Raw genomic sequence first — 26,122 nt, 5'->3', positions numbered from 1 at the left:
ACATGTTAGTTTACACAAAAAAAATCCGAACATTGCTGTTCGGATTTTCTTATTATATAAAGTATAAAACTTATTGCTTTATAAATTTAGCAGTACCTGTAGTACCATTTACATCGTATTTAACTAAATAAATACCAGTGTTTAAATTAGAAATATCTAAAGAAGCATTTGTTTTGTTAACATTAACACTCATTACTTTTTTACCTAATACATTAAAAACATCTGCTCTTTGAATAGTTTCTTTAGCAGAAATATTTAATCTATCTGAAGCTGGGTTTGGATACATTGAGAACCCTAATAATTCATTGTTTTCTACACTAGCGGTTGGTGCTCTATAGGCATATAAATTGTCATACCAAACCGAGTTTGCCATATTACTTGTTATACCGAATTCTTTAAAACCATCAAAACCAGTTAAGTCCACAGCTACGTCCACGCTTATCCATTTTCCAGCCTCTAATGCTGGATCAGTACCAATATTAAGAAGAACTTCATTCGCAGCTCCACCAGGCTGTTGAACAAACTTTAAGTTAAAAACAGCAGGTGTTACATCATATCCATCTGCAATGTAAATATCTACGTGTAAATTTGTAAAAGCAGAAGCATCTATACCAGCATCTAAAACAATACCTTGACATGCATTTGCTTTGTAAGCCATAGTTGCGTTATTTTCGATCATAACCTCTTCAATGGAATTAGAACCACACCAACCAGCATCAAAATTAGCTGCAATATCAGTGTATGCATCACTATATAATGAAATTACATCCCAAGCATTTCTTGTTGGTGGTGTTGGAGCTGCTGTTGTTGGAGCTTTACCTGAATCATCGACTGGATCTGCAGGTAAACCTTTAAGATTTTTTATATAAAAAATTCTACCATCAGGAGTTCCATAACCATTAGCTCCAGTATCCCAATTAATATGTAATGCAAAATCAGAATAATCTCCATTAGCTGGGCCTTGTCCATCTAAGGTTTGATCAAAAGTGAACGTTAAAGTTTCCCATCCTGAACCAGAGTGACTTACAGAAGTTACTGCGTTTGGTGCTCCTGCAATACCACCTTGAGCTTTTGGTGCAATTGTTATTGCTGTAGTTGAATAAACATCTAATTGCATAGACAATTGTGTAGCAGAAGTTAAAGTATAATTGCCTGTTAAAACAACGTTTATACCTTGCCAAACTTCACCTGCACCATCTGTACTTGTAATTTTTACTACTTGAGTAGATGCATCTGTTGGATCTGCATCATACGCTGCACTAGTGCCTCCAAAAGCACCTTCATACCCAGTACCATTAAATGATTCTAATAAATCATAAGTTTGTGAAAACCCAATTGATGATATCAAAAGGGCAAATAATAATGTAATTTTTTTCATAATTGTTATATATTTAAAACGTTATACTACAATATTAACTCAATTATATTCATTTTTACCATTTACAACCACAACAAAAAACATACAACACGTTATAGTACTAATATTATTAAAAATTCCTTTGTATGTAAGGGATACATGAAATATATTGCTATGTTAATTTATTGAATACAAATCCATAAAAAAATGCTTGTATGGGTAATGTATAGTAATGAAAAGTCGATGTTGGGTGGATTTAGATATTAGTATTGGTGTTAAAAATTAAAAAAGCTCTATAAATTAATATTTTATAGAGCTTTTAAATTTAAGTAGGGTACTAAACCATAAAGTGTGTAAGTAAAGTTATTCTGAAATTTTTCTAGAGCAATATTTAGATTGCTCCATGAGGAAAAATTTCGGAAATAACTTTACGATTAAATTATCACTAAATTTATAAACACACATTTATTATGAAAACAGAAGATTTATTAAGCGAAGATTTTTTAAAACAATTTAAAACAGGCTCAGAACTCACCAGTTTTATAGAACAACTTCACAAACGAGGAGTAGAGAAAATTAGATATTGAAACAAGTTCAATACAGGAGGCGAATTAGACGCGCATTTAGACTACGCAAAACACCAAAAAAGCAACAATCCTAATTCACGAAATGGTTATGGTACAAAAACCATTAAAACCCAACTAGGAGAAACCAACATCCAAGTTCCTAGAGACAGAGACAGCTCTTTTAATCCGATGCTAATTAAGAAAAGAGAAAACATTGCAGATGGAGTAGAAAACATTATTATTTCTTTATATGCTAAAGGAATGAGCACCACAGATATTGAAGAACAAATCCGAGAAATCTATGATTTTAATATTTCAAGCTCTGCTATTTCAAGAATTACAGACAAAATTACATCCGATATTATTGCTTGGAAAAACAGACCTTTAGAAGCTACTTATTTGATAGTGTGGATATTTGAGATTAAGAAAAGAAAGCGTAAGCTTTCTAATATAAAGGATTAAGGTTCGTGAAAACTCTAAAGTGATCAATAAAACTATCTATATTGCTGTTGGATTACGAGTTGATGGCAAGAAAGAAGTCTTAGGTTTATGGCTTGGTAAAAACGAATCATCTTCTTTTTGGATGACTGTTTTAACAGATATTAAAGCGCGTGGAACACAAGATATTTTAATTACAGCTACTGATAATTTAAACGGATTTACAGACACAATTAAAACTGTTTTCCCTAATTCAGTAACACAAATATGTGTGGTACATCAAATCAGAAACTTTTGTAGATATGTGGTATGGAAAGATAAAAAAGCCTTTACCAAAGATATGAAGCAAATCTATACTGCACCTACAAAAGAAGCTGCAAAAGCTGCTTTAGAAGACTTTAAGATTAAATGGAACTCAAAATATTCTTATGCCATTAAATCTTGGGAAAATAATTGGGATGAACTCACTGTTTTCTTTGATTTTCCATTAGAGATTAGAACCATTATTTATACTACTAATTTGATAGAAAACTTAAATGGAAAAATCAGAAAATACACCAAAAACAAACTCTCATATCCAACTGATGATGCAGTAATTAAATCTGTATTTTTAGCGCTCAGAGAATCCACAAGAAAATGGACAATGCCAATTAGAAATTGGGGTATTATTCTAAACCAATTTTTGGCTATTTTTGAAAACAGGATTAAACTATGAAAAGTTTAACCCTGTAATTTTAACTTACACACTTAGTGGGAAAGTGTCTTAAGTTGATAATTTTTAATTATTACCTATGAATGTTTTTAGGTGTTAAAACTTTAAGTTTTCATGTTTATCCCAAAGTCCCCAATAGGCTCCAACAACTCCTTCTGCTCCAACTTTCCAAGATTCATCAAAAGAGGAGAAATAAAAGATTTCAATATCATCTTTATTGGCCCAAGCCATAGCATTGATAAAGTATTTCATAGCGTTATCTGAAGACGAATGTGCACCTCCTAAACTTTCTCCTTGACTTGGCCAACCTGTTTCTGTAATAATTACTTTTTTACCTTTTGCAGCTTCTGAAGCTAAACCAAACATTTTTTGCATATGTGCTAAAGAATAATTGATATCACATCCTTCCCAATATGGGTAACAGTTAGATAAAATAACATCGCATGCTTCAGTAATTTTTGGTCTGTGTGCAAATTCGTAATACGCATCTACATAACCCACAGGTATATCCATGCCAGCTAAAGCTTTTTTAACTCTATGAATATAACTTAGTAATTCATTCTCTGTTAAGTCTTTACGATACATTACTTCATTACCAACTGCAGCAATATCTACACAACCCTCTTTTGCTAATTGAATTAAACCTTCAATCTCTTCTTCATTCTTTTCCATATCATCACCTAACCAAGCACCAACAAGGTTTTTAATTCCATGTTTTTTAGCCATTCTCGGAACATGTTCGTTACCTTCTATACATGAAAAAGAACGAATCCATTGAGTATGTGGTTTTAATATTTTTACTCTTCTTTCTACTTGTTCTTCTGTAATAGTATCACCTGGTTCTTGTCCATCTTCATACATACTAAAACAAATACCATGCATACCCGCATTTAAAGTATCTCTCCAAAGTTTTATTAAATCCTCATTAGATTCATATTTGCTAAAGTCTACACCTGAACTCTCTGAGTAGTTCGTTTTAAGTTTAAAATGATGATCTTCTCTATATGACATTTTTGTTTTTTTTGTTTTTATTTATAATTCTCCTCTTCGTTCTACTAACGTATCTTTTATTTCTTTAGCTCTACTTTCGCTTAAACTATACGTCCACATTACCCAAACAGCTAGAGCTGCAGTACCTGCAGGAACGATTATATCTGCAATTCTTAAATTGTTCATTGTTTCTAAAGACTGCTCTGTAACATTTGGATCAAAACCAACAATACTTAAAATTACACCACCTAATACCAGTGCCATAGATTGACCAATTTTTACCATTAACCAATAAATTGCACCAAATGTACCTTCTTTTCTTGGCATACCATTTTCTAATTCGTCTAAATCACATACATCTGCAGTCATAGACATCATTAATGTGAATAAGCCTCCCATACCAAATGCAAAAAACGGAATTGGTAAAAATATTAACCAAGGAACATCACTTCCAGGAGTGATACTAAACCAAGACATTCCAATACTATCTAAAAAAGGATTAATGGTTGTAAAAATAGAACTTACTCCAGCGTTTAAACTTTCGCCAAAACTTGTTTGATTAAATGTACTATTTAATTCTTTATCAAAACCCCACCATTTTAAAATATAACCTATAATTGAAATTATTGTAGAAATAATAAATGCTTTTCGTTTTCCCCATTTACTGGCCATTTTACTAATAATTGGTATTACAATAAATGCGGTAATCATTGCATTAATGGTATTGAACCAAGCTGGCCAAGTACCTGCAAGTTCGTAGCTACCACTATACATATAAAATACAATAATAAATACTCCAAAAGCGGCTACTAACTGAAAACCGTTGAATACTAAAAAAGTTGCACCACATAATTTCATAAATGGTTTATTTTTTGAAACTTGTTTAATTCCTTGCCATAAATCAATCATGTTAGATGCCAAAGATTTAAAGTTAATTTCTTTTCTATTTTCCATGTTCGCAGAGTCAATTCCCTTACAGAACAAAGCTGGTAAAACTCCGAAAACTACACATAAACCACCAACAATAAGTGCCATTGTTCTAACCCCTTCTGTTTGTGTATTAAACGTATTAGAATCTGGAATAATAACATATAACCATGGCACAATCATCCAAGCAATTTGCCCCATTGTATTTGAGAATGCCATTAATTTTGTACGTTCATTATAATCTGATGTCATTTCATAACCTAACCCTACTAATGGTGTTGCAAACATTGTGTTACCAATTAAAAATAACAATTGAAGTACCATTACATGCCAAATAATATAGGTTTGCGAAGCATCATCATCTATCTGCCACATTAAAAAGAAAAGAATACCACTAATTATGGCTCCAATAAAAATATACGGTCTTCTTCGTCCCCATTTAGATTTTGTATTATCTGAAATAAAACCCATTATTGGATCTGTAATAGAGTCAAATATTCTTGGTAAACCACCTAAAAGTCCTGCCCATAAAGGATCTACACCCCAAGCAGTAAGTAAAAAAAACTGAATAAAAACACCAAGTGTACCTGGTAAAATATTCAAAATAAAATGACCTGCTCCAAATGCAGATTTTTGACCAAATGGAACTTTGCCTCTAGAAGGAGTAGTAGATTTTGTTGACATTTAATATTTGTTTATAGTTATTTAATTTGAACTAGGAATTACAATAGTTTGTATTGCTTGTCCTTGAATTTTTAGATTTACATTTTTATGATTCAGCGATAATTGAATGTTTTTTGCACTTTCTTTTTCATTAAAAATAACTACTGCTATTGAACCATCAGGGTTTTCTGCTGCAGTTATCATTACATCTTTATCATTATAATTTACCCCGATTACTTTCGCCTCTGGTCTTATAAATGTGCTAAAATGAGCCATTGTATAGTATAAAGGTGTAAAATATACTTCATCGGTTTCTGGGTTAACAATAACTGGAGCAATACACCAATTTTTAAACCAATTTGGCCCTCCTTTAGTATCTAAAACCATATTCCAATCTATCCAACCATCTACATAATTGTTTAAACAACCAATAATATCTCTTGCATATCGATTTACAGGAGCATACTTTGGATGCATAGGTTTGTCTTTTTCAGGAGCCCAAGTAAAGCCCCAATCTGTGGCTTCTTTTTTCCAATACCAAGCATCATCTTTCCAAACTGGCACTTCTGCATCTATACAAGCTTCAGATTGAATTAAATATTTATTTGGTGCTTTTTTATGTGCATATTGTAATTCCTCTGGGTAATAATGAAAAGTACTTGCATACCAGTGAATTGCAGTACCATCAAAATACTTAGAAGTTGCATTGTTTTTATATTGAGCATCTACCCACTCTTTAAGATGTTCTCTATTTTGGTCATATCCCAAAATTTTAACTTCTGGATAATCGGCTTTAAGTTTTGGTCCCAAATGATGTTGCACAAAGTTGGTCATTTCATCTGGTGTAAAATGCATACTTTCCCAATTGTTACCATTTCCTAAAGGCTCATTTTCTACTGTAAAACCCCAAATATCAATACCTTCATTTTTGTAAGCAGTTACATATTTCGAATAAAATAGTGCCCAAGTATCATAATATTCTGGTAGTAATTTTCCTCCAACCCAATTGTTGTTATCCTTCATCCAAGGAGATGCTGTCCATGGTGATGTTAAAATTTTAAAACCATCTTTAGATACTTTCAAAGCATCTTTTATCATCGGAATGATATCATCTTTATCCTCCTCAACACTAAAATGCTCTAAGTTTTTATCACCTTCTACAGGAGCATAGGAATACTGACTTAATGAAAAATCGCAAGAGTTCATGTGAGTTCTTGTTAACGAGTATTTTGCACCACTTTCACCAAAATATGCTTCAATAATTGAATCTCTATTTTTTTTGCTTAACTGATTTAACAAGTAGGCTGTAGCTTCTGTAAAAGAACCTCCAAAGCCTGTAATAGTTTGTTTTTTTTGATCTGGAATTAATGTAACTTTTACAGTTGATGCTGCATTTTCATCCGCAGAAAAACTTTCTAATTTGGTTAAATTATTTCCGCTTGCAGAAGTTTCGTAAACCTCTACTACCAATTCTGCTTCTTTAGGTAAACAGCTTATAATCATAAATGATAAAAAAATATAAGATAAATAATTAGTTTGTTTCATTGTGATTTTTTTTATCTAGGATAATCTGTATTTGGAACCATCACTGTTTTCATCATTTCATCTTTATCGCCTCCAAAAGTTTTGGTTATTGTTTTTCCTCCTCTTGTTAATCCTTTAAAAGTACCTTGATCAACCAAATCCCAAATTGGGTATTTTGCTTCGCCTTTTAAATTAATTAATCCGAAATGATTTTCTGAACCTAAAGGATTTTGTGCATCTTTCCATTGTTCATCAAAAGCCTCAAAATAAAAACAAGCAATGCCTTCTTTATTCGTCCAATCTCTTAAATGTTTATAATACAAACCTTGTTTGTATTGATCTGTTGCTCTTGAGCCATTTACGCCATAATGACCAGAAGATATTGTTGCCCAACCTGTTTCGCCAATATGAACCGTTTTTGTAGTATCGATGCTATGTACATAATCTACAACTTTTTGATATAATTGCTTTGCTTTGTTCGCTGCTCTTAACATGGCTTTATCTACTTTCTCTATATCAGAAAGGTTTTGTTCATTTTCTGGCACTGTCCAAAAACCAGGCATATAATGCGTATAATGGTAAGGATAAGTATGCATCGAAACATAATCTACAGCCTTAATTAAATCTTCTAAATCTTTTACTTTATAGGTTTCATCACCTCCACCCCATGAAGAAAAATCATCTGAGCTCGTTATCCATACATCTTTAGAGAGTTCCCCTTCTTTTTTAAGATTTTGAAGATAATTCACCCATTTTAAAATTACATTAGGCTGCACAAAGTAACTGGTTGCCCACTTTACCATAGCTTCATTACCTACAGCAATTACCTTTACAATATCTGGATATTGATTTGCCAAAGCTACAGCTCTTGCAATTTCGCCTTCGTTTTCAGGACTTTCTATATCATGATTAGGTTCTTTATCTGTCCAAGCATTTAAACAATCTATCCAAGCGCCCAGCATTACGTACATTTCAAAATTTGCATTTTCTTTTTTTAACTGTGAAATTGCTTTTAAAATATTGGATGCATGAGGTAATTTGGGTTGCACATTATAGGTTCTTAAAATGCGAATGCCCATTGCGTGCATAATTTTTAAATCTTCTTTTAACTGAGGAATTGTAGGCTGAATTTCTCTAGAATTTTCTCTATAACCACCATACGAAATTGCTAAATACTTTGGATTCCCTAAAATTTCTGCTGCGGTTAAATTTTTCTTTGTTTTCAAAACTGTTTCTTCTTTTTTTTCTGATTTTACACAAGATATCATAGAAACTAAGAGCATTACATAAAGAAATGATTGTAATTTATTTTTCATTTTTTGTCTTATTTTATGATAAAATCTACTTTTTATAGAACGATTCTATGGTTAATATTGTAATCCATACCCTATTTTAAATAAAGGCTCTATAGTATCATCCCAAAAATTAGGACCATATTTACCTTTATAATCTGTTACTGATTTTGGCCAAGAATGTGGAAGTTTCCCTGAAAAATTATAATCTCCAAACAAAACGTCTGCTAAACCATCTCCTTCAGAACCCATTAACCAAGCAGCTACAAAAGCATCTGATTGTTTTATTTGTTCAGTTACCACTAAAGGTCTGCCAGAAACTAAAACCACCACTGTTTTAACACCTTTTTCTTGATAGGTTTTTATGTATTTTTGATGTTCTTCTGTTAAGGTTAATTCCAGCTGATTGGATTCATGACCAATGTCTCCAAAAAATTCTGCGTAAGGCATTTCACCAACCACAATAATGGCAACATCTGCATCAAAATGCTTACCTGTAGCATCTTTATCGAAAAAAACTTTACCTTTTGCATGTTTTTTAATGCCCTGTAAAATATTGGTAGCTCCTTTATAATTTTCTTTTTTTCCTTGCCAATCTACTGTCCAACCTCCTGATTGTAATCCTGATGAATTAGCATGCTCACCAACAACTACTATTTTTTTGGTTTCTGTAGATATTGGTAAAGTTTTTTGCTTGTTTTTTAATAAAACTAAGGATTCTCTAACCGCTTGCTTCGCCACTTTACGATGTGATTTAATACCAATTTTATTAACTAAAGTTGTATCTGGAAAAGGGTTTTCGAATAAGCCCAATCTAAATTTTTGTCTAAGAATTCTTCGAACAGCATCATCAATCCTAAAAATAGAAACAGCGCTATCTTGTACTGCTTTTTTTATTCCTTCTTGAAAATCATTTAAATCTCCATCAACAGCCATAATAACATCTACTCCAGCATTTACAACAGCAATTCCATTAAAACGAGAATAGGCTTTCCAATCTGAAACTAAGATTCCGTCGAATTGCATTCCCACTTTTAAAGTATCCGTTAACAATGCTTTGTGATTGTGCATTGAAGTTTCTGTAATGGAATTAAATGATGCCATTACAGCACCCACTTTTTCCTGAACCGCAGTTTTGTATGGAGGTAACAATAAATCTTTAATTTCATTAACCGTTAATGAAGTATTACCACCTTCTACACCAAAATCGGTTGCGCCATCGCCCACAAAATGCTTGGCAGTTGCCAAAACTGTAGTGGGGTCAGATAAATTACCTTGATGACCTCTCACAGAAGCTTTTGTTAATTTTTCTGTAAGAGCTGTAGATTCTGAAAATGCTTCGTAAACTCTACCCCATTTTTCATTAAACGGAATGGCAATACAAGGAGAAAACACCCAATTAAAACCAGTTGCTTGACTCTCTAAAGCTGTAATTCTGGCAATTTCTTCAACCAGTTTTTCATTTCCTGTTGCTCCTAAACCAATATTATGTGGAAAAATAGTTGCACCTTCATACGTATTTTGTCCATGAACAGCATCTACTGCAAAAAGTAGCGGAATACCTAATCTTGTTGAAAGTGCCTTTTTTTGAAGCGCTATAAAACGTTTTTGCCAATCTAAAGCGGTTTCACCAGGAGTTGGTCCTTGTGTGTGAATGATAGATCCTATAAATTTTTCAGTAACATGTGCATCTGCATCATCTTCAAAATGCCTAATTTGAGACATTTGTCCGATTTTTTCTTCTAAAGTCATTTGCTCTAAAAGTGCTTCTACTTTTTGTTCTATTTGCATTTCTTTACTTAAATTCATTTCTTTTTTACAGGAAATATATAAGCATAAAAAACAGTACAGACCGTATTTTAGCTTGTTACTTTTCATTCATCTTATTTTATAATCGAAACTTTTATATGACTGATTTCGTTGGTTCTATCAAATAATTTAGTGCTAATTTCTTTATTTAAAGAAAGGTTGTTAAATACTTCTGTAGTATCATTATTAAATAACACTTCAACAGATTCAGTATCTGATTTTACATAGACAATTGGTACTTGACAATACGTAAAACACAATTCATTTACACCAATATTTAATGCTTTTCTATCGCCTTTAACATCAACATAATTAAAAATTTGAGACATGTTTAAAAACTCGACATCCTTTAATAATCTTGGTTTAAAAATAACAGTACCTTCTTTTACGAAAACACCCAATTCTCCAAATCTACTTAACAAATCTTCTTTTACTTGACCTGTCATACCTGGTTGTTGTGCGCCTTTTGTTGCTGGGGTGTGTGAATAAGCATCTGTTGGAAAAGCACCATATAACTCTGGTGATTTATGTACACCAATACCTGCATTAATTTCGTAATAATGATCTAGCAATTTACCAATTACTGCTTCATCATCAATAGTATTAATGGCTAACAAACAATTTTCTTGAACAGCTACCAATAATTTAGATACCATATGCCAATAAATAGATCCTAAGCCTTCGTATCCGAAAAATGTTCCTGAACGACCTGTGAAAGATTTATGATCAAAAGTTTCTTCGAAAACTGCTAAAACATAGTCGGTTTCTTGCGTAACTAAATCTCCATATTCTTCAGACAGCTTTCCTAAACTTTCCTTTACACTATTGGCATTATTGAAATTTCCATTAAAATGATAATTGCCTAAAACATCTTTTTCTATAAGCGTATTATTTCCGTCAAGAACTAATTGTTGTAATAATTTAGAGTTCTCTACCTTTTCTGATGCAATATTGTTTTTATCTGTAAATCTTGGTAAATTTTTGTTTGGATATAAGATATAACTGTATTGATCTGGCCTAAATAAAGCAGAAGCTTTTAAACCATCTAACAAATCTAATGCTTGTTGTGGTGTTAAATATCCAGAACTTAATGCAGCTACTTGGCCTTCTAACATTTCGGACAGGTAAGAAATAGAAACCTCTTCATCATTTTCTATCGTCATTAAATTATAAGCATGATACATATTATCTGTACGTTTATTTGCACGAATACTATGCTCTAAATAATTTTTAGTGATTGCAAAAAAGTGTAATAATGATGCTTTTGTAATTTCTGCTTTTTGAGTTGAAAAACCATTTTCATACACCAATTCTCTATAGGTACTTGCTGGTTTTCCTAAACCATCTAAAACTCTCTTTCGTTCGTTGTTGGTTACATTTCTTGATAAAATTGTTGCGTTTTCATCTAATGTTTTTAAAATATCATTAAATAATGTAGCTACTTCATCTGAAATATGAATGTTGTTAACGTTTGTATTTTGCACTACGTTTTCAAAGAAATTGATAAACCTTCTTAGATAATATAAAGTAACCATAGAAACACCATTACCTACTAAGGCATTGTTGGCATCATTCCACTCTGGTCTTTGTGTATTTAACCAAATACCACCTTCTGGAATAAAATTGGATACTTTTGCCAAGACTGTTACTAATAACTTTTCTATTAAATTTACTTTATACGGATTGTTATTTTTGTCTCTTAACAAAGCGCCATCTGCACCAACTTCCTCTCTTCTTTTTTCAATTTCTTCTTGCAAACGGTGATTGAAATCAATGGTATCTTTAGAGTTTTTTAAAATATCCTCATACGATTTTATAACATAAGGCACATTTGCATACACAAAAATATCATCGTTAAATAATGCCGCTAATTTAGATGGATAGTGTTTTTCTATAAATTCTAAAAACTTTAACAAATAAATAATTTGATGATCTCCCCAATAACCAATATAAGACCATGGATCGTTTTCTTCGATAACTTCCCAATCAAAACCATCTTTGGTAACTCTGTATGGATTATACCCTTCAAAAGTAGTTGCGTTTAAGAACTTATGAATCATACTTTCTATAAACTGAGGATATGAATGTGCTAGTACTTCCCAGTTTTGAAAAATATCTCTCCAATTGCCTTCGTAATCTAATATTTTAGAGCCATCAATTTCACTTTTTGTATTGATGGAAAATTTATTCCAAGGTCTGCTTGGATCTCCATGCCTTCTACTAAATTTTAATGGCAAATACTCTAAACACAATCTTTTAAAATCTTTATCGGCATCATTTTCTGCTAAATCTTTAATAAATTGTAACGTAAAATTTTCTGGCAATGTTTTTAAAGCTGCTTTTTTAGCTTCAAATAATGGTTTATTTGCTTTGGATAAATAGGTGCTAAAATCATCTCTTTCAATGGTATAATTGTTATCAAAAATACCACCTCTCATAATATTAAAAAGAGTGTTTGAGAAATGTCTTGTATTGATTAGCGGATCGTTTGATAGTTGTAAACCATCTGAAGCAGCTACTAAATTGATTAAGTTTTTGGTACCTTGATTGATGCTTTTTTCTAAAAGCGATTCAATATTGGCATTACTCTTAATCAATTCTGAAATTCGAGTTACATCAGAAACAGTTTGATTTACATTCGCCACTTGCAACCAATTTTTATGGCTATTTGCAGCTAAAGAAATTTCAGCTTTTACTAAATAAGCCCCTTTTTCGGCTTTCATATCAACTTCTTGCTCAACTGCAATTCCCCTTCTAAAATTATTAAGTTGTAATGAAGATAAAAGATATGTTGGTTTTTCTATACCTAAAGACCAAACTAAGTTTGCTTTTAGGGCCTCACTTGGTTCAGCTTTATCAACAATTATAGCACTTAAAGCATAAATACCTAAACCAGAATCAGCTTCTAATTCGCATTTTTTATAAGCGTCTACCAAGTTACTGCGAATACCTTGAATATCTGAACCTACACCATAAGGCAAAAGATCTTGAAAACCATCTAATAAAGAAATTTGTAAATCATCTTTAGAAGCATTTGTTAAAGTTGCTTTTCTAACAAAGCCATATTCATCACTTGAATTCCACTCGTACTGAAAAGAAGTTTCTAAATCTTCATTAATTTCTTCAAAAACAATCTTGTTTCCATAAATGTTTTTATAGATGTTTCTTTTGATGTTATAGATTCCTGCTTGTCTTTCTGAAAATGGCTCCCATAAATGGATACTGTCATTTTTATGGATTCTAAAAATTGATTTACAGCCTGTAGTTTCTGCTAATTCCGTTATTTTATCGTCTGTGTAATATGGAAATAATGAATATTCAGCATTTTTTCTCCCAGCAGTTAATCCTCCATTACTTGAAATAAACATCCAGTGATTAGAATCTGAAACAATCGTCATAAAAAATGGACGCATTAAATGACTGTTAGAAATTTTGTAAAAAGTTTCATTATTTAATTGCACCATTTCTCCTTTGATTTTAGGAGTTGAATTATTTACCGCTTTTTTGTTTGATAAAGTTGTTTTCGTCATTATAAATTAAACTAAAACATATCTTAAAGAGACATGAAAAACAATGTTTTTATTTTTAAATTTTATAGCTATTTCTTAAAACTTGAATGTAATTTTACTAAAAATGAGTTGGCAATCGACTTTTGATTTCCAACTAATGTTTGTTATGGTGCTTGTGTAATATCATCAAAATAATAAACATCACCATCACAAGCTGCATTTCGTTCAAAATAGATGACCATATTTTTAAATGTACCTGAGTTTACATCAGAAAAATCGAATGTTAATTCTTGCCATTGACCAACCTCTGTAATACTTGCTACTCTTTGAATAAATGGATTATTATTAGGAAAAGGATTTTCTTCTAAAAGAAGTGTTACATCTGAAACCTGTGTTTGAGCTAAAACCTTAATTTTAAACATCTTATTGGTCATTTTAGAAAAATCTAAAGGTGTATTTAATACATAACCAGCTCCAGACCATGTTTCACAGCCACCTATTTTATTGTATATAAAAACGTTACAACTTGTGTTTACAGCATCTAAAACAGGATTATTAACGATTCCTCCACCAATGTTACCAAAGGCATCAAAATTTGATTTTCCGTTTTCATTTAAAAAAGTCCAATTTAAATCTCCATTAGCTGGATCTATATTTTCTGAAATTTCATCTTCACAACCATCAATTAAAAAAGTAGTACTAGAAGTATTCGACTCACCTTTTTCATTTGAAGCTGTTAAAGTAACTTTATAGGTTCCGTTTGTATACCTTTTTTCAGGATTTATAAGCGTAGATGTAGTACCATCTCCAAGATCCCACATGTAACTCGTAGCATTTTCTGAAATGTTGATGAACGAAATGGTTTTACCTTCTTGAGTTCTGGTAAATCTAGCCATTACTTCTGACCCTATTTCACCAGGATTGGTTACGCCACCTTCATTGTCTTCACAGGATATCATCACAAAAAGTGATAAAATTGAAAGCGAATAAATACTTATTTTTTTTAGGATATCTTTCATGATTTTTTTTATTAATTATAAACTCTTACATAATCTACTAACATTCTTTGCGGAAGAACAGTTGTACTATCAGGAGCACCAGGTAAATTACCACCTATGGCCACATTTAAAATGATATGAAATGGCCTGTTAAACACCCATTCTGCACCACCAGTTTCTTCGTTTACATCTTCTGGAGTTATAGAGTTGTATAAATCTCCATCAACATACCAATTAATACGATTTGGTGTCCACTCCACACCAAAAACGTGAAAACCACTATCGAATCTATCTTGTAATATTTGATATTCTTTGGTAATAGAATTTGCTCCTGAATATCCAGGACCATGAATAGTACCAAAAACAGTTGTTGGTTCATCTCCTAAATACTCCATAATGTCGATTTCGCCTATTTCAGGCCAAACCAAGCTTCCGTTAGCATCATCACCTAAGAGCCAAAATGCAGGAAAAACTCCTTTACCTGCTGGTAATTTAATTCTAGCTTCAAACCTTCCATATTGTTGATCTAATTTACCTTTTGTGGTAATTCTAGCAGATGTATAAGATTTACCATCAAAACTTTCTTCTTTAGCTGTAATAATTAAAACCCCATCTTGAACTGTTACATTTTCAGGTCTGTCTGTGTACGTCTGTAATTCATTGTTACCCCAACCCGGAATTCCTTGTGCAGAACCATCACCAGTTAAAAGGTTCCAATTTGCTGAATCTGGTGCACCATTAGTATCAAACTCATCTGCCCAAACTAAATTTGTAAGTGTTGCCACGGTTTGAGTTTCACTCGTTTCACAACTCATCAATATTGCTATTGATAGGGTTACTGAAACTTTAAGTATTATATTTTTTATTTTCATCATTTATAAGTTTTAGAAGCAATTTATTATTTGTAGAAATAAACATTATCAATTAAATAAGAATCTAAACTAGTTGAAACAAAACCAACTAGACCTATATTACTTAAGTTTGGTCTACCAGCTCCACCACCACCTGTGCTTCTTGTAAATGCATTTAATGGTATGTCTACACCAACCCAAGTACCTTTTACAAGATTATTACTTGGCACTAAATATCCACCAGCTGTGTCATCAGTTCCACCAAGACCATCATCGGAATCATTAGCTCCAAAATCTATGAGTTCTACGATAAAGTTTTTTGCGCCATCGCTATTTAATTGAACATCTACATGAAGATGCGTCATTCCTGAAGCATTAACAGTTCCATTCCATCCTAAACCTACAAAGTTTAGCGTTTCGTAACTTATATATTGATTTCCGTTAGCAATAGGAGCCGATATTACTACATTATCATCATTAAATGCAGCAAAATTTAAACCTGATACACTTGTATAAGAATCACTAAAAATAGAAATTACATCTGCTTGTGGCTTTGTTGGTTCTGGTGCTGTAGTAAATTCACCTAAAGAATTTGCTGTAAACGAACCTTCAGCAGCAACTCCATTTAATGTAGCTGAAATAGTAGCTGTACCTGACCCTAGAACTTCAAAATAAGGATTGCCTGATTGATCGAATAGCATATTATCTGTATTTATTACATTTGAATCAGAAGAACTAAATGAATAATAGTTGTGAGAAGGATTAACAGTAACCACTTCGCCTGTGCCCAATTGGAATGATTGTTTTAAATCATTTAAAAATATTTGAGAACCTGTAAAAACATCTTCTGAAACATTTTGACCATTATAAATCATTGGTCTTGCTTGCCCTATGTTTCCTAATTTTTCGAACCTTACTTCATCTAACCAAAAGGTCCACCCTATTTCATTTCCATTTGGAATATTGTCAATAATATCTAAACCACCTGCAGCAAAAAGGAACATACCTTTTTCTTGCATTAATTTACTTGCATCTGGAATTGGAACAACATATTGTTTCCAGTCTGTTGTTAATTGAATGTTAGGACGAGAAACTGGGAATTGACCATCTAAAAAATCAGTACCAAAACCAATTTGACCAATAGTACCTGTTGTTGATCCTTTAGCCCAAAAAGTTAGTGCATCATAACCAGACAAATCTCTACCCTCTCCTCTATCTCTAAAAATACCACCAATGAAACCTCCATTAGGATCATTAGGAGCTGGAACAGCTATTTTTATAGAGCTACTGCCTTCATAAAAGATAGTTTCATCTGTACCAAAACCTTCGGTATTTGCACCACCAGCTGGATCAAAAGAGATAAAGAATTCATCTGTTAAACCAGAAGGAGCATCACCAAAAATTTCTCCTGAAGAATTAAAAGTTGCAAGAACTGCTTGGTCTGATACTTCTCTTTCACAACTTATGGCCGTCAGTAAAATTAAGCCTAAAAAGAATGTGAATTTTGTATGTATATATTTTTTTGTTTTCATGTCTTTTTATTTTATTTACCTATGTTGATGTGAATATAAGTTCTAATTTCCCATTCTGAACCATTTGGAAAACCTACTGGACTTAGTCTAGTTTCGGTTGCAAATGCAGATGCAGTTTGGTTTGGAGCGTATCTTGGCGAATACTGGTCTAAAGATCTCCATGTACCTCTAATACCTACTTTGGTATCTGGTAAAATCAACCAATCTGGCTTACCTACAGATGTTGAAATATCTAACATTAATTGCATTGGAAACGTTAAGTTAAAATCTCTATGGTAATCAAAAGGTCCCCAGTCATTTACCTTAACCATACCTGTAACTTTTAATTTATTATAAATCATTCTTAAATCTGCACCACCTCTATAAATTAGTCTTTCACTATCTCCATTAGCTTGCCCTGTACCATAGTACAAATTCGTAATAAAACCAAAATCAGGATTCATTTTAGAAACGATTCTAGAATTAACTTCCCATAGATCTGCTGCAGGCGCTGATTGAGCAAAAGCAAATGAAGAACGATCTGCTAAGAAACCAATAGCTGCATCTTGCGTAGTTGGCAAACTGCGATATACAAACCCTAAATTAAAAGCAAATTTTGCATCTTCGGCTCTGTCATTATCAAACTCATACATATATGTAGCAGGTGTTGGATCAAAGGTAAATAAGATTTCACCAGCTGTCATTTCTCTATTTCCTCCTCTAACTACAAACGGATCATCTACAAAATTTCTTAACCTTCCTGGAGCTGCACCACCATTTGGCATCGCTTCAACTAAAGGTCTTTGATACATAAAGTTAGGGGCAATTTGAAATTTACCACCAAAATTATAAGCAATACCTGATAAAAAATTACTCATATTACCACTTCCAGAATCTTTTAGTTTCCATCCAGTAAATGTTAATGTTGGGTCTGCACCACCATTAGCCACTAAGCCCATTACAGAACCTTGTGCATACCAATTAAAACCACCATTTGAATAGGTGATTTTTGCTTTACCACCCCAATTGTCTTTTGATTGAATTTTATCTACAACAACATTTCCATTAGCATCTATATCTTGATAACCTCTGCCATTTAAAGGTCTACCAGCCCAAATTGCTCCAAGCTGCATTCCAAAATGATTTCCTTTTCTTTCAACAGCTATTGTAGCTCTTTCTGTTGGTAAAGCAGGTATAACCCCTGTTCTTAATTGTACTGGATCTAAAACACGATTCCCATTTTCATCTACACCAGAACCAGAGACAATATCTTTATGATAAATTGCTGAAAAATCATAGCCTTTATGGCTTTTTTGATACTTTAATAATACAGCTGGGTTAGCTCCCCACCAAAGTTGAGGACCAAAAGCTGCTTTTAAACCTGAAAATGCACCTTTACCATCAACTTCAACTCCTAAAATTTCTCCATTGTAAATATCTAAATTAGGACCATAATATGCTTCTGGATAAATACCGAAAAAATCTCCTTCATAGCCCCAATGATAGTGGCCTGTTCTATAGAAACCTCTCATATCAAAATCTTCTGCACTCCATTCAAATTCTGCATTATAAACTCTTAACCTGTTGTTATCAGCTAAAGTTAACACGCCATCTGGAGAATCTACTTGAATAGGTCTTCCTACATTTTCATAGAAAATATCATCAATAGGATTACCAGCAACATTTCCTAAAATATTAAAATTCACTTCTGCTTTAATATTCGCAGCAGGTTGCCCTTTTACACCAACGAAATAAGATTGCATGTGATCGAAACCTAATCTATCAGGATAAGCATCTCCTGTACCATCTGCAAATTGTGGAGTAGTTGTTAAAGAACCTCCAGTATTAAATGTTGTAAATTGTGCTCTTAAATTACTTATTTCTAATTTTTTTCCACTTCCCATTGCAGCCTTATCACCTCTTGCCTTAAGTACAGCATCCATCAAATTAATGTTTTTAAAATGATTTTTTACAGATTCTAAAGTACTACCAAATGGGTTTACAGCGTGCGCTTCTTTTAAAGCATAATAAGAAGCTCTAGGATATAAGGTATACAAGCCTCTAACATCTGTTGGTCCTTTTGCTGCGATACCAAACCACTCTTCATTCATGTTTTTATCATTTTCTTTAGCTTGGTCTCTACTATACCCATTACTTGCCCAAGAAGCTTTAGTATCATGAACATCTGCATTTTTTCTATCATTAAAACCTGCCTTAAACCAACCATCACTTGATTGAAAAGTAAAACCACCAATTGAGTTTTGAGCTTTACCTAAACCATAAGCATTTGCATAAATTTCTTTCCAGTTATTTACCATGTAATACGCTTGCATTAACTGGTCTTCTTTATTATCTCTTGCGTTAAAAGCATCAGAACCAAACTCTGTAAAAAGTATTGGCTTGTTAAACTCACTACTTACCCTATCAAAAGCATCATAAAAAGAATCTCCACGATACATATTTGTTCCGTAAATATCTATGTCTTTACACTCTTCAGCAACAATATCTAAATACAATAAATCTCCATTACAAATACCTATTGGATGGTTTTTAACTACAGCTTTCATGGCTACAGTTGCATCGTTAAACAATTTATACATTGCTCTAGCTTGAGCTCTTTTTGCAGGATCATCATCATTAATAATCACTCCTTCATCTGTTTCTGCCCCTTCCCAAGTTAAATGGTAGTTATTTTCATTACCCAACATAAAAAGTAAAAGACCAGGTGTATTTTCATAGGTTTTAGCCATTTGAACTGTAGCATTAATTAAATGCTTACGTACCTTTGGGTCTGCATAATCTGTTTTTGGATACCAAACTCCATCTATAGTTAAACCATAAGCACCAAACTGATGGTTTATCATTGTATAAATACCAAAGTTTTCATAAATATAGGTGATCCACTTTGGAGGCATACCTATATATGTTCTTATTGCATTTACGCCCATATTTTGCCATAAAGGCATTTCTCCATCCAAACCAGCTTTTATAATTTCATCTGATTTTTCCCAAAATTTGGCATCTAATACATTATAACCAATTGGTACATAATCCCAATTGATACCATTAACCATTGTTGGCTTACCATCAATCATTAATTTCATACCATTAGCATCTTTCATTACTGACACTTTAGGCCCTTGAGCACAAAGACTAAATGTAAATAAGAAAAATAGTAATCTGAAATAAGCGTTCTTCATAATTTTCTTTTTAAGTTGAGAGTTTGTTTTATGATAAATTATCTAAACAAAGTCGGTTAGGTTATTTGAATTATTAACGAATTATAAATTTAATGCATTTATTATATGATATTGCTAAAAAACACCTCAACAAAAAACATACATTGTAAAAAAAGAATTAATTCTTTACGAATTGCCTATGTATATTGGCATTAGAAACATATTTTATTGTGTTTTTTTTAAGTTGTGTTGTAGCTTTGTATAGGTATTTTGTAAAATGATGTGGTAAAAATTTAAGGTTAATAATCTTGTAAAGGTTGAAATTGAAGATGTTAAATTAAATGTTGTAGTTACCTTACTAAATTAGAACTTTTAAAAAATGAAATAGGTCTTGTTAAATATCATTAAAAAAGGTCAGAAAAAAATTCTGACCTTTTATACTAAGTTTAAGTAAATAGGCTCTTACTATTAACTATTGATATACTTTAACATAATCTATTTCCATAGAATCTTCTGTAAAAGTTGGATCGATATCTCCACCTAAAGAACCTCCCATAGCAACATTTAAGATTAAAAAGAAATCTGCATTAAAAGGTAAGGTTGCATCATTAGTAAAAGAATGATATGGTACATCATCTACATAAAATTCAATTTTTGAAGCTGTCCACTCTACTGTATAGTTATGAAACTCTGTAGTAGATGTTGGAACAGATGTAGATTGAGAAGGACCATTACCTGCAGAATTACCTGGGTAATGCAACGTACTTAACACTGTATTTTTGTCTTGCCCTTTTTGCTCCATAATGTCAATTTCACCTGCTTCTGGCCAACCAACTGTAGAAAAATTAGCACCTAACATCCAAATTGCAGGCCAAGTACCTTGACTTGCTGGTAATTTTGCTCTTACTTCTACTCTACCATAGGTAAATTCATACAAACCTTGCGATTTTAATCTTGCAGAAGTATAGCTTGCACCATCTGCTATTGCCATAATTTTTAAAGAACCGTCTTCTACAATTACATTATCTGCACTATTGGTATAGGTTTGTTCTTCTCCATTACCCCAACCTCCAGCACCAAGGTCGTAAGTCCATTTTGTAGCATCAGGAGCACCATTTGTATTAAAATCATCTTCCCAAACTAAATCAGTATAGGTATAACCAGCAGTTTGTGTTGGTTTTGTAGAAGTAAATTTATGATACCAAGCTGCTCCACTTCCAGATGCAGTATCTTCTATAATTCTAACAATTAATTCAGTATTTGAAATTGAGATAATGTCATAAGTACTAGCACCTACAAACCAGCCCATAAAACCACCTTCAGAAATGGTAAAAGAAGTACCTCTGTATGGTTCATTATTGTAAGAACCTTCTGTAGCTGCCTTTGATACTGATGGTGAAAGAGAAACATTTTTAACACCAAACATATTTGTTGCTACTGATTCATCATGACATTGATCTCCACCAACACCTAAATAACCAGCATAAGTGCCTGGTACAAAAGCAGGCCCAACTGTTTGTTCAAAAGTAAGTCCGTTTGCCGTTCTTGTAAAAACAAATTCGTTATCATACATACAAGATTTCTCAGCATCCCAAGCTTTAATTCCATTCCACCAAGCCTCGTAAGCAAACTCACCATTTCCATAATCATCTGAAACTGGTCCTAAACCAACATGTACATCTACATTTGCTTGCCAATACCATTTTTTAGAATCACCTACATTTGCACCACTTAAAAAGTTTTCGGCATCCACATCAGAAAAAGAACTAAACACTTCTACTTCTGTTAATGCTGTTGAAGATACACCACCTGTTCCATTAGCTTTTACAACTACTGAATAGGTATTTACACCAACTTTTGAAAATCTTTTTGTTAATTCTCCTGATGGTGATTTCTCAGCAACACCATCAAAATAAAATACATAAGACGAAGCATTACTTGCATTAACCGTAAAGTTTACAGTACCACTACCATCTCCATAAGGATTGTTGGCATCTGCACCAACAATGTCTGCAGTTATGGTAATATTTGATGGAGTAACAATTTCTCCAAATTGATAATCATTTTCTTGACACCCAACAAGGGCTAGAATCACAGAAAATAATACGATATAACTATTTTTTATTTTTTTCATTTTTATATTTTTTATTTGAAGTGTTTAATATCATCTATATAAGCGATAACAGTATCGTTATTGTTCTCTGAATTTACTTGAAGAACAACTCTACTAAAATTCGTTATACTTAATGCATCTGTAACTCCTAAAACTGTATCCGTTGCAAAATCGAAAGTAACCTCTTGCCAAGTATCTAAAGCAATCGTTTTGATAATTTCTGATTGTCTTTCCCAAGGATTAGGATCAGCATCTTGTAGTTTTAACGAAATTTGATTTGGCTGACTGCCAGAAATACTAGATGAAGGCACATAAATTTTTAATGAAAATTTAGATTTTGCATTCAAATCATAATTTGGTGTAATATCAAAACGAACATTTGCATATTGACCACCTGTATCATTATATTCTAAAACTGTATCAGAGCTGTTTAAAGCATCTTTAAACGGGTTTGCAAAATTGTTATCCATTCCACAATCGTCACCAGCCCAAGTTGTAATTGTTCCATTTCCTTCAAAATCATCGTTTACAAAAGGTTCGGTGTCTGCAACTTCAGTACCGTATGTAAAATCATCTAAATAAGCAATTACAGTATCATTATTATTTTCTGAATTTACCTGTAAAACTACTCTATTAAAGTCTGTTCTACTTAATGGATCTGCAGCACCTGCAGTTACATCAGTAGCAAAATCAAAAGAAACCGTTTGCCAAGTATCTAAGGCAATAGATTTTATAATTTCTGTTTGTTGCGCCCAAGGTTCTGCAGCTGTACCATCTTGTAATTTTAAAGATATTTGATTTGGTTGGCTACCACTAACGCTAGAAGAAGGTACGTATATTTTTAATGAGAAAATACTATTACCACCAGTTAAATCGAAATTAGAATCTTTGTCAAATCTAATATTTGCATATTGACCACCAGTATCATTATATTCTAATACAGTATCAGAATCATTTAATGCGTCTTTAAAAGGATTTGCAAAATTATTATCCATTCCACAATCATCACCTGCCCAAGAAGTAATATTACCATTACCCTCAAAATCGTCGGATAAAATTGCAGTACCAGCAGGAGTTGGAGATTTCCAGAAATAAATATTATCTACAAATACTGTACCTTCTCTTGGCCAAGGCCCTTCTGATTCGAATTTAAACTGACGAATTAAATCTAATGTTAAACCTTGGTCTGTATACTCAGAAAGCGGAATATTAAGTGTAGTCCATTGATTAATTCTTAAATCTGAAGTAACTTGAACTTCATCTGTTTCATTGATAATAAACGTTTTTAATTTAGTTACATCTGGTGTCCAAACATCTATATGAAGAAACTCCATGTTAGAAACATCTTGTTTATTATCATCAAAAGCAATACCTTGATATGAAAGGTTGGTGTATTGTAACATTTTATCACCATTTAAATCATATTCACCAAAACTACTTCCAAACTGACTTTGACCCCAATCTGGTAAAAGTGTTGCATTGATATCGGTATAAACACTTGAAAATATTGAAATTACATCTTCTGGATTTCTAGATGGTGGAATTGCAGCAGAAGCAATTGGTGCTAAAATTTCAGTTACCTCAATGTCTGCTGTATATTCTGTAGTTTGTACAGCACCACCTTTAGCAACAACTTTTACACTATACATACCTGCTTCTGCATATTGATAATTGATAGCATCACCAATATTAGCAGTAGCAACTGGTTGATCAACCCCGCTTTCACCTGAATAAAACTCGTAGGTTGCTGCAAAATCTGCAATGGCAGAAATATTGATTTGTTTTGTAATTGCTGCATCATTTTCTATGGTTACCACTAAATTTTCTGGTGCTCTGAATGAAACCACTAATTCTTGTGTTAACTCTGTTACATCTCCTTTAGAATTGTATGCAGAAACTTTAATATTATACGTTCCTTCTGCATAGGTATGCTGAATGTTTTTACCCATTTCTAAACCTTCAACAACTGGTGAGGAATCTCCCAAATCCACATCAAAAGCAACTGCTCCTTCTGCTGTTGGAGTGATTGTTACCAAACCTGAGTTATCTTGGGTTATAGTATAAGCAGCTGCAACATTTGATGGTGGAGCTATATTATCTAAAAAGTCTAAAGACCTTTCTTCTGTACAGGCATTAACTAGTAGAAGTACAACTAATGCTCTGTATATTGTTTTAAATTTTTTCATATTTCTATAAAATTAATAGTTTTGGTTTTGTGACCAATTACCTTGAGAAAATTGAATTTCTTCAAACGGAATAGGAAATACCTCGTTTTTATTTGATGTAAATCCAGGAATTTGGTCTCCTCTTCCTGTTCTTACCAAGTCAAAAAAGTGATGACCTTCGCCGACTAATTCTACCCTACGTTCTTTGTAAATAGCCGCAGTTAAATTAGTTCCGCTTGTAGTAACATTATTATCAGCATTACCAAAAGCTCTTTCTCTTACCATATTTAAATAGGTTCTTGCTAAAGCATCGTTTGGACTAGACTTACGATTATTTGCTTCAGCAGCCATTAATAACACATCTGCATAACGAATAGCTCTGTAATTATTAGGATTCGTTAAGTTTTGATCTCCTGCTGCATTTGCACTTCTAGTTCTTGGTATATATTTTCTATTAAAATACCCAGTGTGTTCATAACCCGTTGTAAATTCTGCGCCAGTTGTAGCAGCCCAAGCTTCAATGTCTAAAATGGCAACGTCTTTTCTTAAATCTCCAGCTTCAAATTCGTCAACAACATCTTGTGTTGGTACGTTAAAACTAAAACCTGGGGTAAAATCTGGACCACTATACCCTCTTACTCCCTGAAAACCAACAGCTACATTACCTTCACTACACTGTAAACAACCAAAACCAGCACCTTCAACATCTGTATATTGAATTTCAAAAACAGAACCTGGTCCATTTTCTCCTGCAAATTCGAAAATTTTGCTGTAGTCAGACTCTAGCATATAAGGTCCATTTTGAATCAAGTTTTCTAAGACAGTTGCAGCCTTATCAAACTTATCTTGGTATAGGTATACTTTTCCTAGTAATGCTTGAGCAGATCCTTTTGTTGCTCTGCCTACTTGAGGTGCAGTATATGTTAAATTATCTACAGCCCACTCTAAATCTTGCTCTATTAAAGCATAAACATCTGCTTTTGGTGATCTTGGAATTGATTTTTCATCACCCAAAAAGAAACGGCCTTCTGGTTTGATTGGAATGTCTCCAAACCATTTTACCAATTCAAAATTGTAATATGCTCTTAAAAAATAAGCCTCAGCAACTAAAGCATCTTTTCCTGCAAAATCTATTTCATCCTTAAACTCAATTATATAAGCTGCTCTATTTACACCACCAAACATCCAACTCCATAAATTTTGAAGTTGTGCATTAACTGGGGTATGAATCATATCATCTATTTGCTGATAGCCTGGAACATCTGTAGCACTTTCACCACCACATAATGTATTGTTAGATGCAATTTCTCCCATTAAAACATTGATAAATGTAGACTGTAATGGATCATAAGCTGCAACTAAAGCTTGATAATACTCTGCTTCTGAATTAAAAAACGATTCAGAATCAATTGCGATTACTTTTGCATTGTCTATGTATTCATCTGAACACGATGAAATTGTGACTAAAGCTATACATAGATAGATAGCTCTTTGTAAATATTTATTTATTTTTTTCAT

Annotated in this window: 14 protein-coding genes and 1 pseudogene; 1 reads left to right on the top strand and 14 read right to left on the bottom strand. The window is 32.6% G+C overall.

Going from position 1 to position 26,122, the window contains the following annotated elements:
• Positions 1 to 70: 70 nt before the first annotated feature.
• A complete protein-coding gene (locus ACTG3V_RS06435) occupies positions 71 to 1,378 on the bottom strand; it encodes a T9SS type A sorting domain-containing protein (protein WP_439131319.1) in 1,308 nt (435 codons plus the stop codon).
• 449 nt (positions 1,379 to 1,827) lie between these two features.
• Between ACTG3V_RS06435 and ACTG3V_RS06430 the strand changes: the two are divergent.
• Positions 1,828 to 3,076 (top strand): annotated as a pseudogene (locus ACTG3V_RS06430) (IS256 family transposase).
• Positions 3,077 to 3,169: 93 nt separating this feature from the next.
• On the opposite strand, the gene ACTG3V_RS06425 reads toward ACTG3V_RS06430, so the two are convergent.
• From ACTG3V_RS06425 to ACTG3V_RS06365, 13 genes are all read right to left on the bottom strand, one after another.
• The gene (locus ACTG3V_RS06425; RefSeq protein WP_439131318.1) at positions 3,170 to 4,084 is read right to left on the bottom strand and encodes a glycosyl hydrolase family 17 protein; all 915 of its coding nucleotides are present in this window, start codon (positions 4,082 to 4,084) and stop codon (positions 3,170 to 3,172) included.
• Between the two features lie 21 nt (positions 4,085 to 4,105).
• Complete coding sequence (locus ACTG3V_RS06420; protein WP_439131317.1) at positions 4,106 to 5,674, bottom strand: MFS transporter; 1,569 nt, start codon at positions 5,672 to 5,674, stop codon at positions 4,106 to 4,108.
• Positions 5,675 to 5,695: 21 nt separating this feature from the next.
• The gene (locus ACTG3V_RS06415) at positions 5,696 to 7,198 is read right to left on the bottom strand and encodes a glycoside hydrolase family 30 protein (RefSeq protein WP_439131316.1); all 1,503 of its coding nucleotides are present in this window, start codon (positions 7,196 to 7,198) and stop codon (positions 5,696 to 5,698) included.
• Between the two features lie 11 nt (positions 7,199 to 7,209).
• The gene (locus ACTG3V_RS06410) at positions 7,210 to 8,493 is read right to left on the bottom strand and encodes a glycosyl hydrolase family 17 protein (RefSeq protein ID WP_439131315.1); all 1,284 of its coding nucleotides are present in this window, start codon (positions 8,491 to 8,493) and stop codon (positions 7,210 to 7,212) included.
• 51 nt (positions 8,494 to 8,544) lie between these two features.
• Positions 8,545 to 10,278 (bottom strand): glycoside hydrolase family 3 protein, encoded by a 1,734-nt coding sequence (locus ACTG3V_RS06405; protein ID WP_439131314.1) that lies wholly within the window; start codon positions 10,276 to 10,278, stop codon positions 8,545 to 8,547.
• Between the two features lie 74 nt (positions 10,279 to 10,352).
• A complete protein-coding gene (locus ACTG3V_RS06400; RefSeq protein ID WP_439131313.1) occupies positions 10,353 to 13,808 on the bottom strand; it encodes a hypothetical protein in 3,456 nt (1,151 codons plus the stop codon).
• Between the two features lie 143 nt (positions 13,809 to 13,951).
• On the bottom strand, positions 13,952 to 14,806 hold the full coding sequence (locus ACTG3V_RS06395) for a PKD domain-containing protein (RefSeq protein ID WP_439131312.1): 855 nt from the start codon (positions 14,804 to 14,806) through the stop codon (positions 13,952 to 13,954).
• 11 nt (positions 14,807 to 14,817) lie between these two features.
• Positions 14,818 to 15,660, bottom strand: a complete 843-nt coding sequence (locus ACTG3V_RS06390; RefSeq protein ID WP_439131311.1) for a glycoside hydrolase family 16 protein — start codon at positions 15,658 to 15,660, stop codon at positions 14,818 to 14,820.
• Positions 15,661 to 15,683: 23 nt separating this feature from the next.
• A complete protein-coding gene (locus ACTG3V_RS06385; RefSeq protein ID WP_439131310.1) occupies positions 15,684 to 17,168 on the bottom strand; it encodes a glycosyl hydrolase family 16 in 1,485 nt (494 codons plus the stop codon).
• Between the two features lie 11 nt (positions 17,169 to 17,179).
• Complete coding sequence (locus tag ACTG3V_RS06380) at positions 17,180 to 20,347, bottom strand: glycosidase (protein ID WP_439131309.1); 3,168 nt, start codon at positions 20,345 to 20,347, stop codon at positions 17,180 to 17,182.
• Positions 20,348 to 20,798: 451 nt separating this feature from the next.
• Positions 20,799 to 22,460: a glycoside hydrolase family 16 protein gene (locus ACTG3V_RS06375; protein WP_439131307.1), complete on the bottom strand. Its 1,662-nt coding sequence runs from the start codon at positions 22,458 to 22,460 to the stop codon at positions 20,799 to 20,801.
• Between the two features lie 11 nt (positions 22,461 to 22,471).
• A complete protein-coding gene (locus tag ACTG3V_RS06370; RefSeq protein ID WP_439131306.1) occupies positions 22,472 to 24,625 on the bottom strand; it encodes a hypothetical protein in 2,154 nt (717 codons plus the stop codon).
• A 12-nt stretch (positions 24,626 to 24,637) separates the two neighbouring features.
• On the bottom strand, positions 24,638 to 26,122 hold the full coding sequence (locus ACTG3V_RS06365; RefSeq protein WP_439131305.1) for a RagB/SusD family nutrient uptake outer membrane protein: 1,485 nt from the start codon (positions 26,120 to 26,122) through the stop codon (positions 24,638 to 24,640).

The organism is Polaribacter sp., assembly GCF_965660385.1.
In the GTDB taxonomy this organism is placed as follows: domain Bacteria; phylum Bacteroidota; class Bacteroidia; order Flavobacteriales; family Flavobacteriaceae; genus Polaribacter.
The sequence above is the reverse complement of the archived record's forward strand: the minus strand, read 5'-3'. Positions and strand labels throughout refer to the sequence as shown.

Bases quoted from the DNA above. Each gene is read 5' to 3' on its own strand.
- ACTG3V_RS06415 (WP_439131316.1), bottom strand. From the start codon at position 7,198: ATGAAACAAACTAATTATTTATCTTATATTTTTTTATCATTTATGATT.
- ACTG3V_RS06420 (WP_439131317.1), bottom strand. From the start codon at position 5,674: ATGTCAACAAAATCTACTACTCCTTCTAGAGGCAAAGTTCCATTTGGT.
- ACTG3V_RS06375 (WP_439131307.1), bottom strand. From the start codon at position 22,460: ATGAAAAAAATAAAAAATAGTTATATCGTATTATTTTCTGTGATTCTA.
- ACTG3V_RS06435 (WP_439131319.1), bottom strand. From the start codon at position 1,378: ATGAAAAAAATTACATTATTATTTGCCCTTTTGATATCATCAATTGGG.
- ACTG3V_RS06405 (WP_439131314.1), bottom strand. From the start codon at position 10,278: ATGAATTTAAGTAAAGAAATGCAAATAGAACAAAAAGTAGAAGCACTT.
- ACTG3V_RS06410 (WP_439131315.1), bottom strand. From the start codon at position 8,493: ATGAAAAATAAATTACAATCATTTCTTTATGTAATGCTCTTAGTTTCT.
- ACTG3V_RS06425 (WP_439131318.1), bottom strand. From the start codon at position 4,084: ATGTCATATAGAGAAGATCATCATTTTAAACTTAAAACGAACTACTCA.
- ACTG3V_RS06380 (WP_439131309.1), bottom strand. From the start codon at position 20,347: ATGAAGAACGCTTATTTCAGATTACTATTTTTCTTATTTACATTTAGT.
- ACTG3V_RS06365 (WP_439131305.1), bottom strand. From the start codon at position 26,122: ATGAAAAAAATAAATAAATATTTACAAAGAGCTATCTATCTATGTATA.
- ACTG3V_RS06395 (WP_439131312.1), bottom strand. From the start codon at position 14,806: ATGAAAGATATCCTAAAAAAAATAAGTATTTATTCGCTTTCAATTTTA.
- ACTG3V_RS06370 (WP_439131306.1), bottom strand. From the start codon at position 24,625: ATGAAAAAATTTAAAACAATATACAGAGCATTAGTTGTACTTCTACTA.
- ACTG3V_RS06385 (WP_439131310.1), bottom strand. From the start codon at position 17,168: ATGAAAACAAAAAAATATATACATACAAAATTCACATTCTTTTTAGGC.
- ACTG3V_RS06400 (WP_439131313.1), bottom strand. From the start codon at position 13,808: ATGACGAAAACAACTTTATCAAACAAAAAAGCGGTAAATAATTCAACT.
- ACTG3V_RS06390 (WP_439131311.1), bottom strand. From the start codon at position 15,660: ATGATGAAAATAAAAAATATAATACTTAAAGTTTCAGTAACCCTATCA.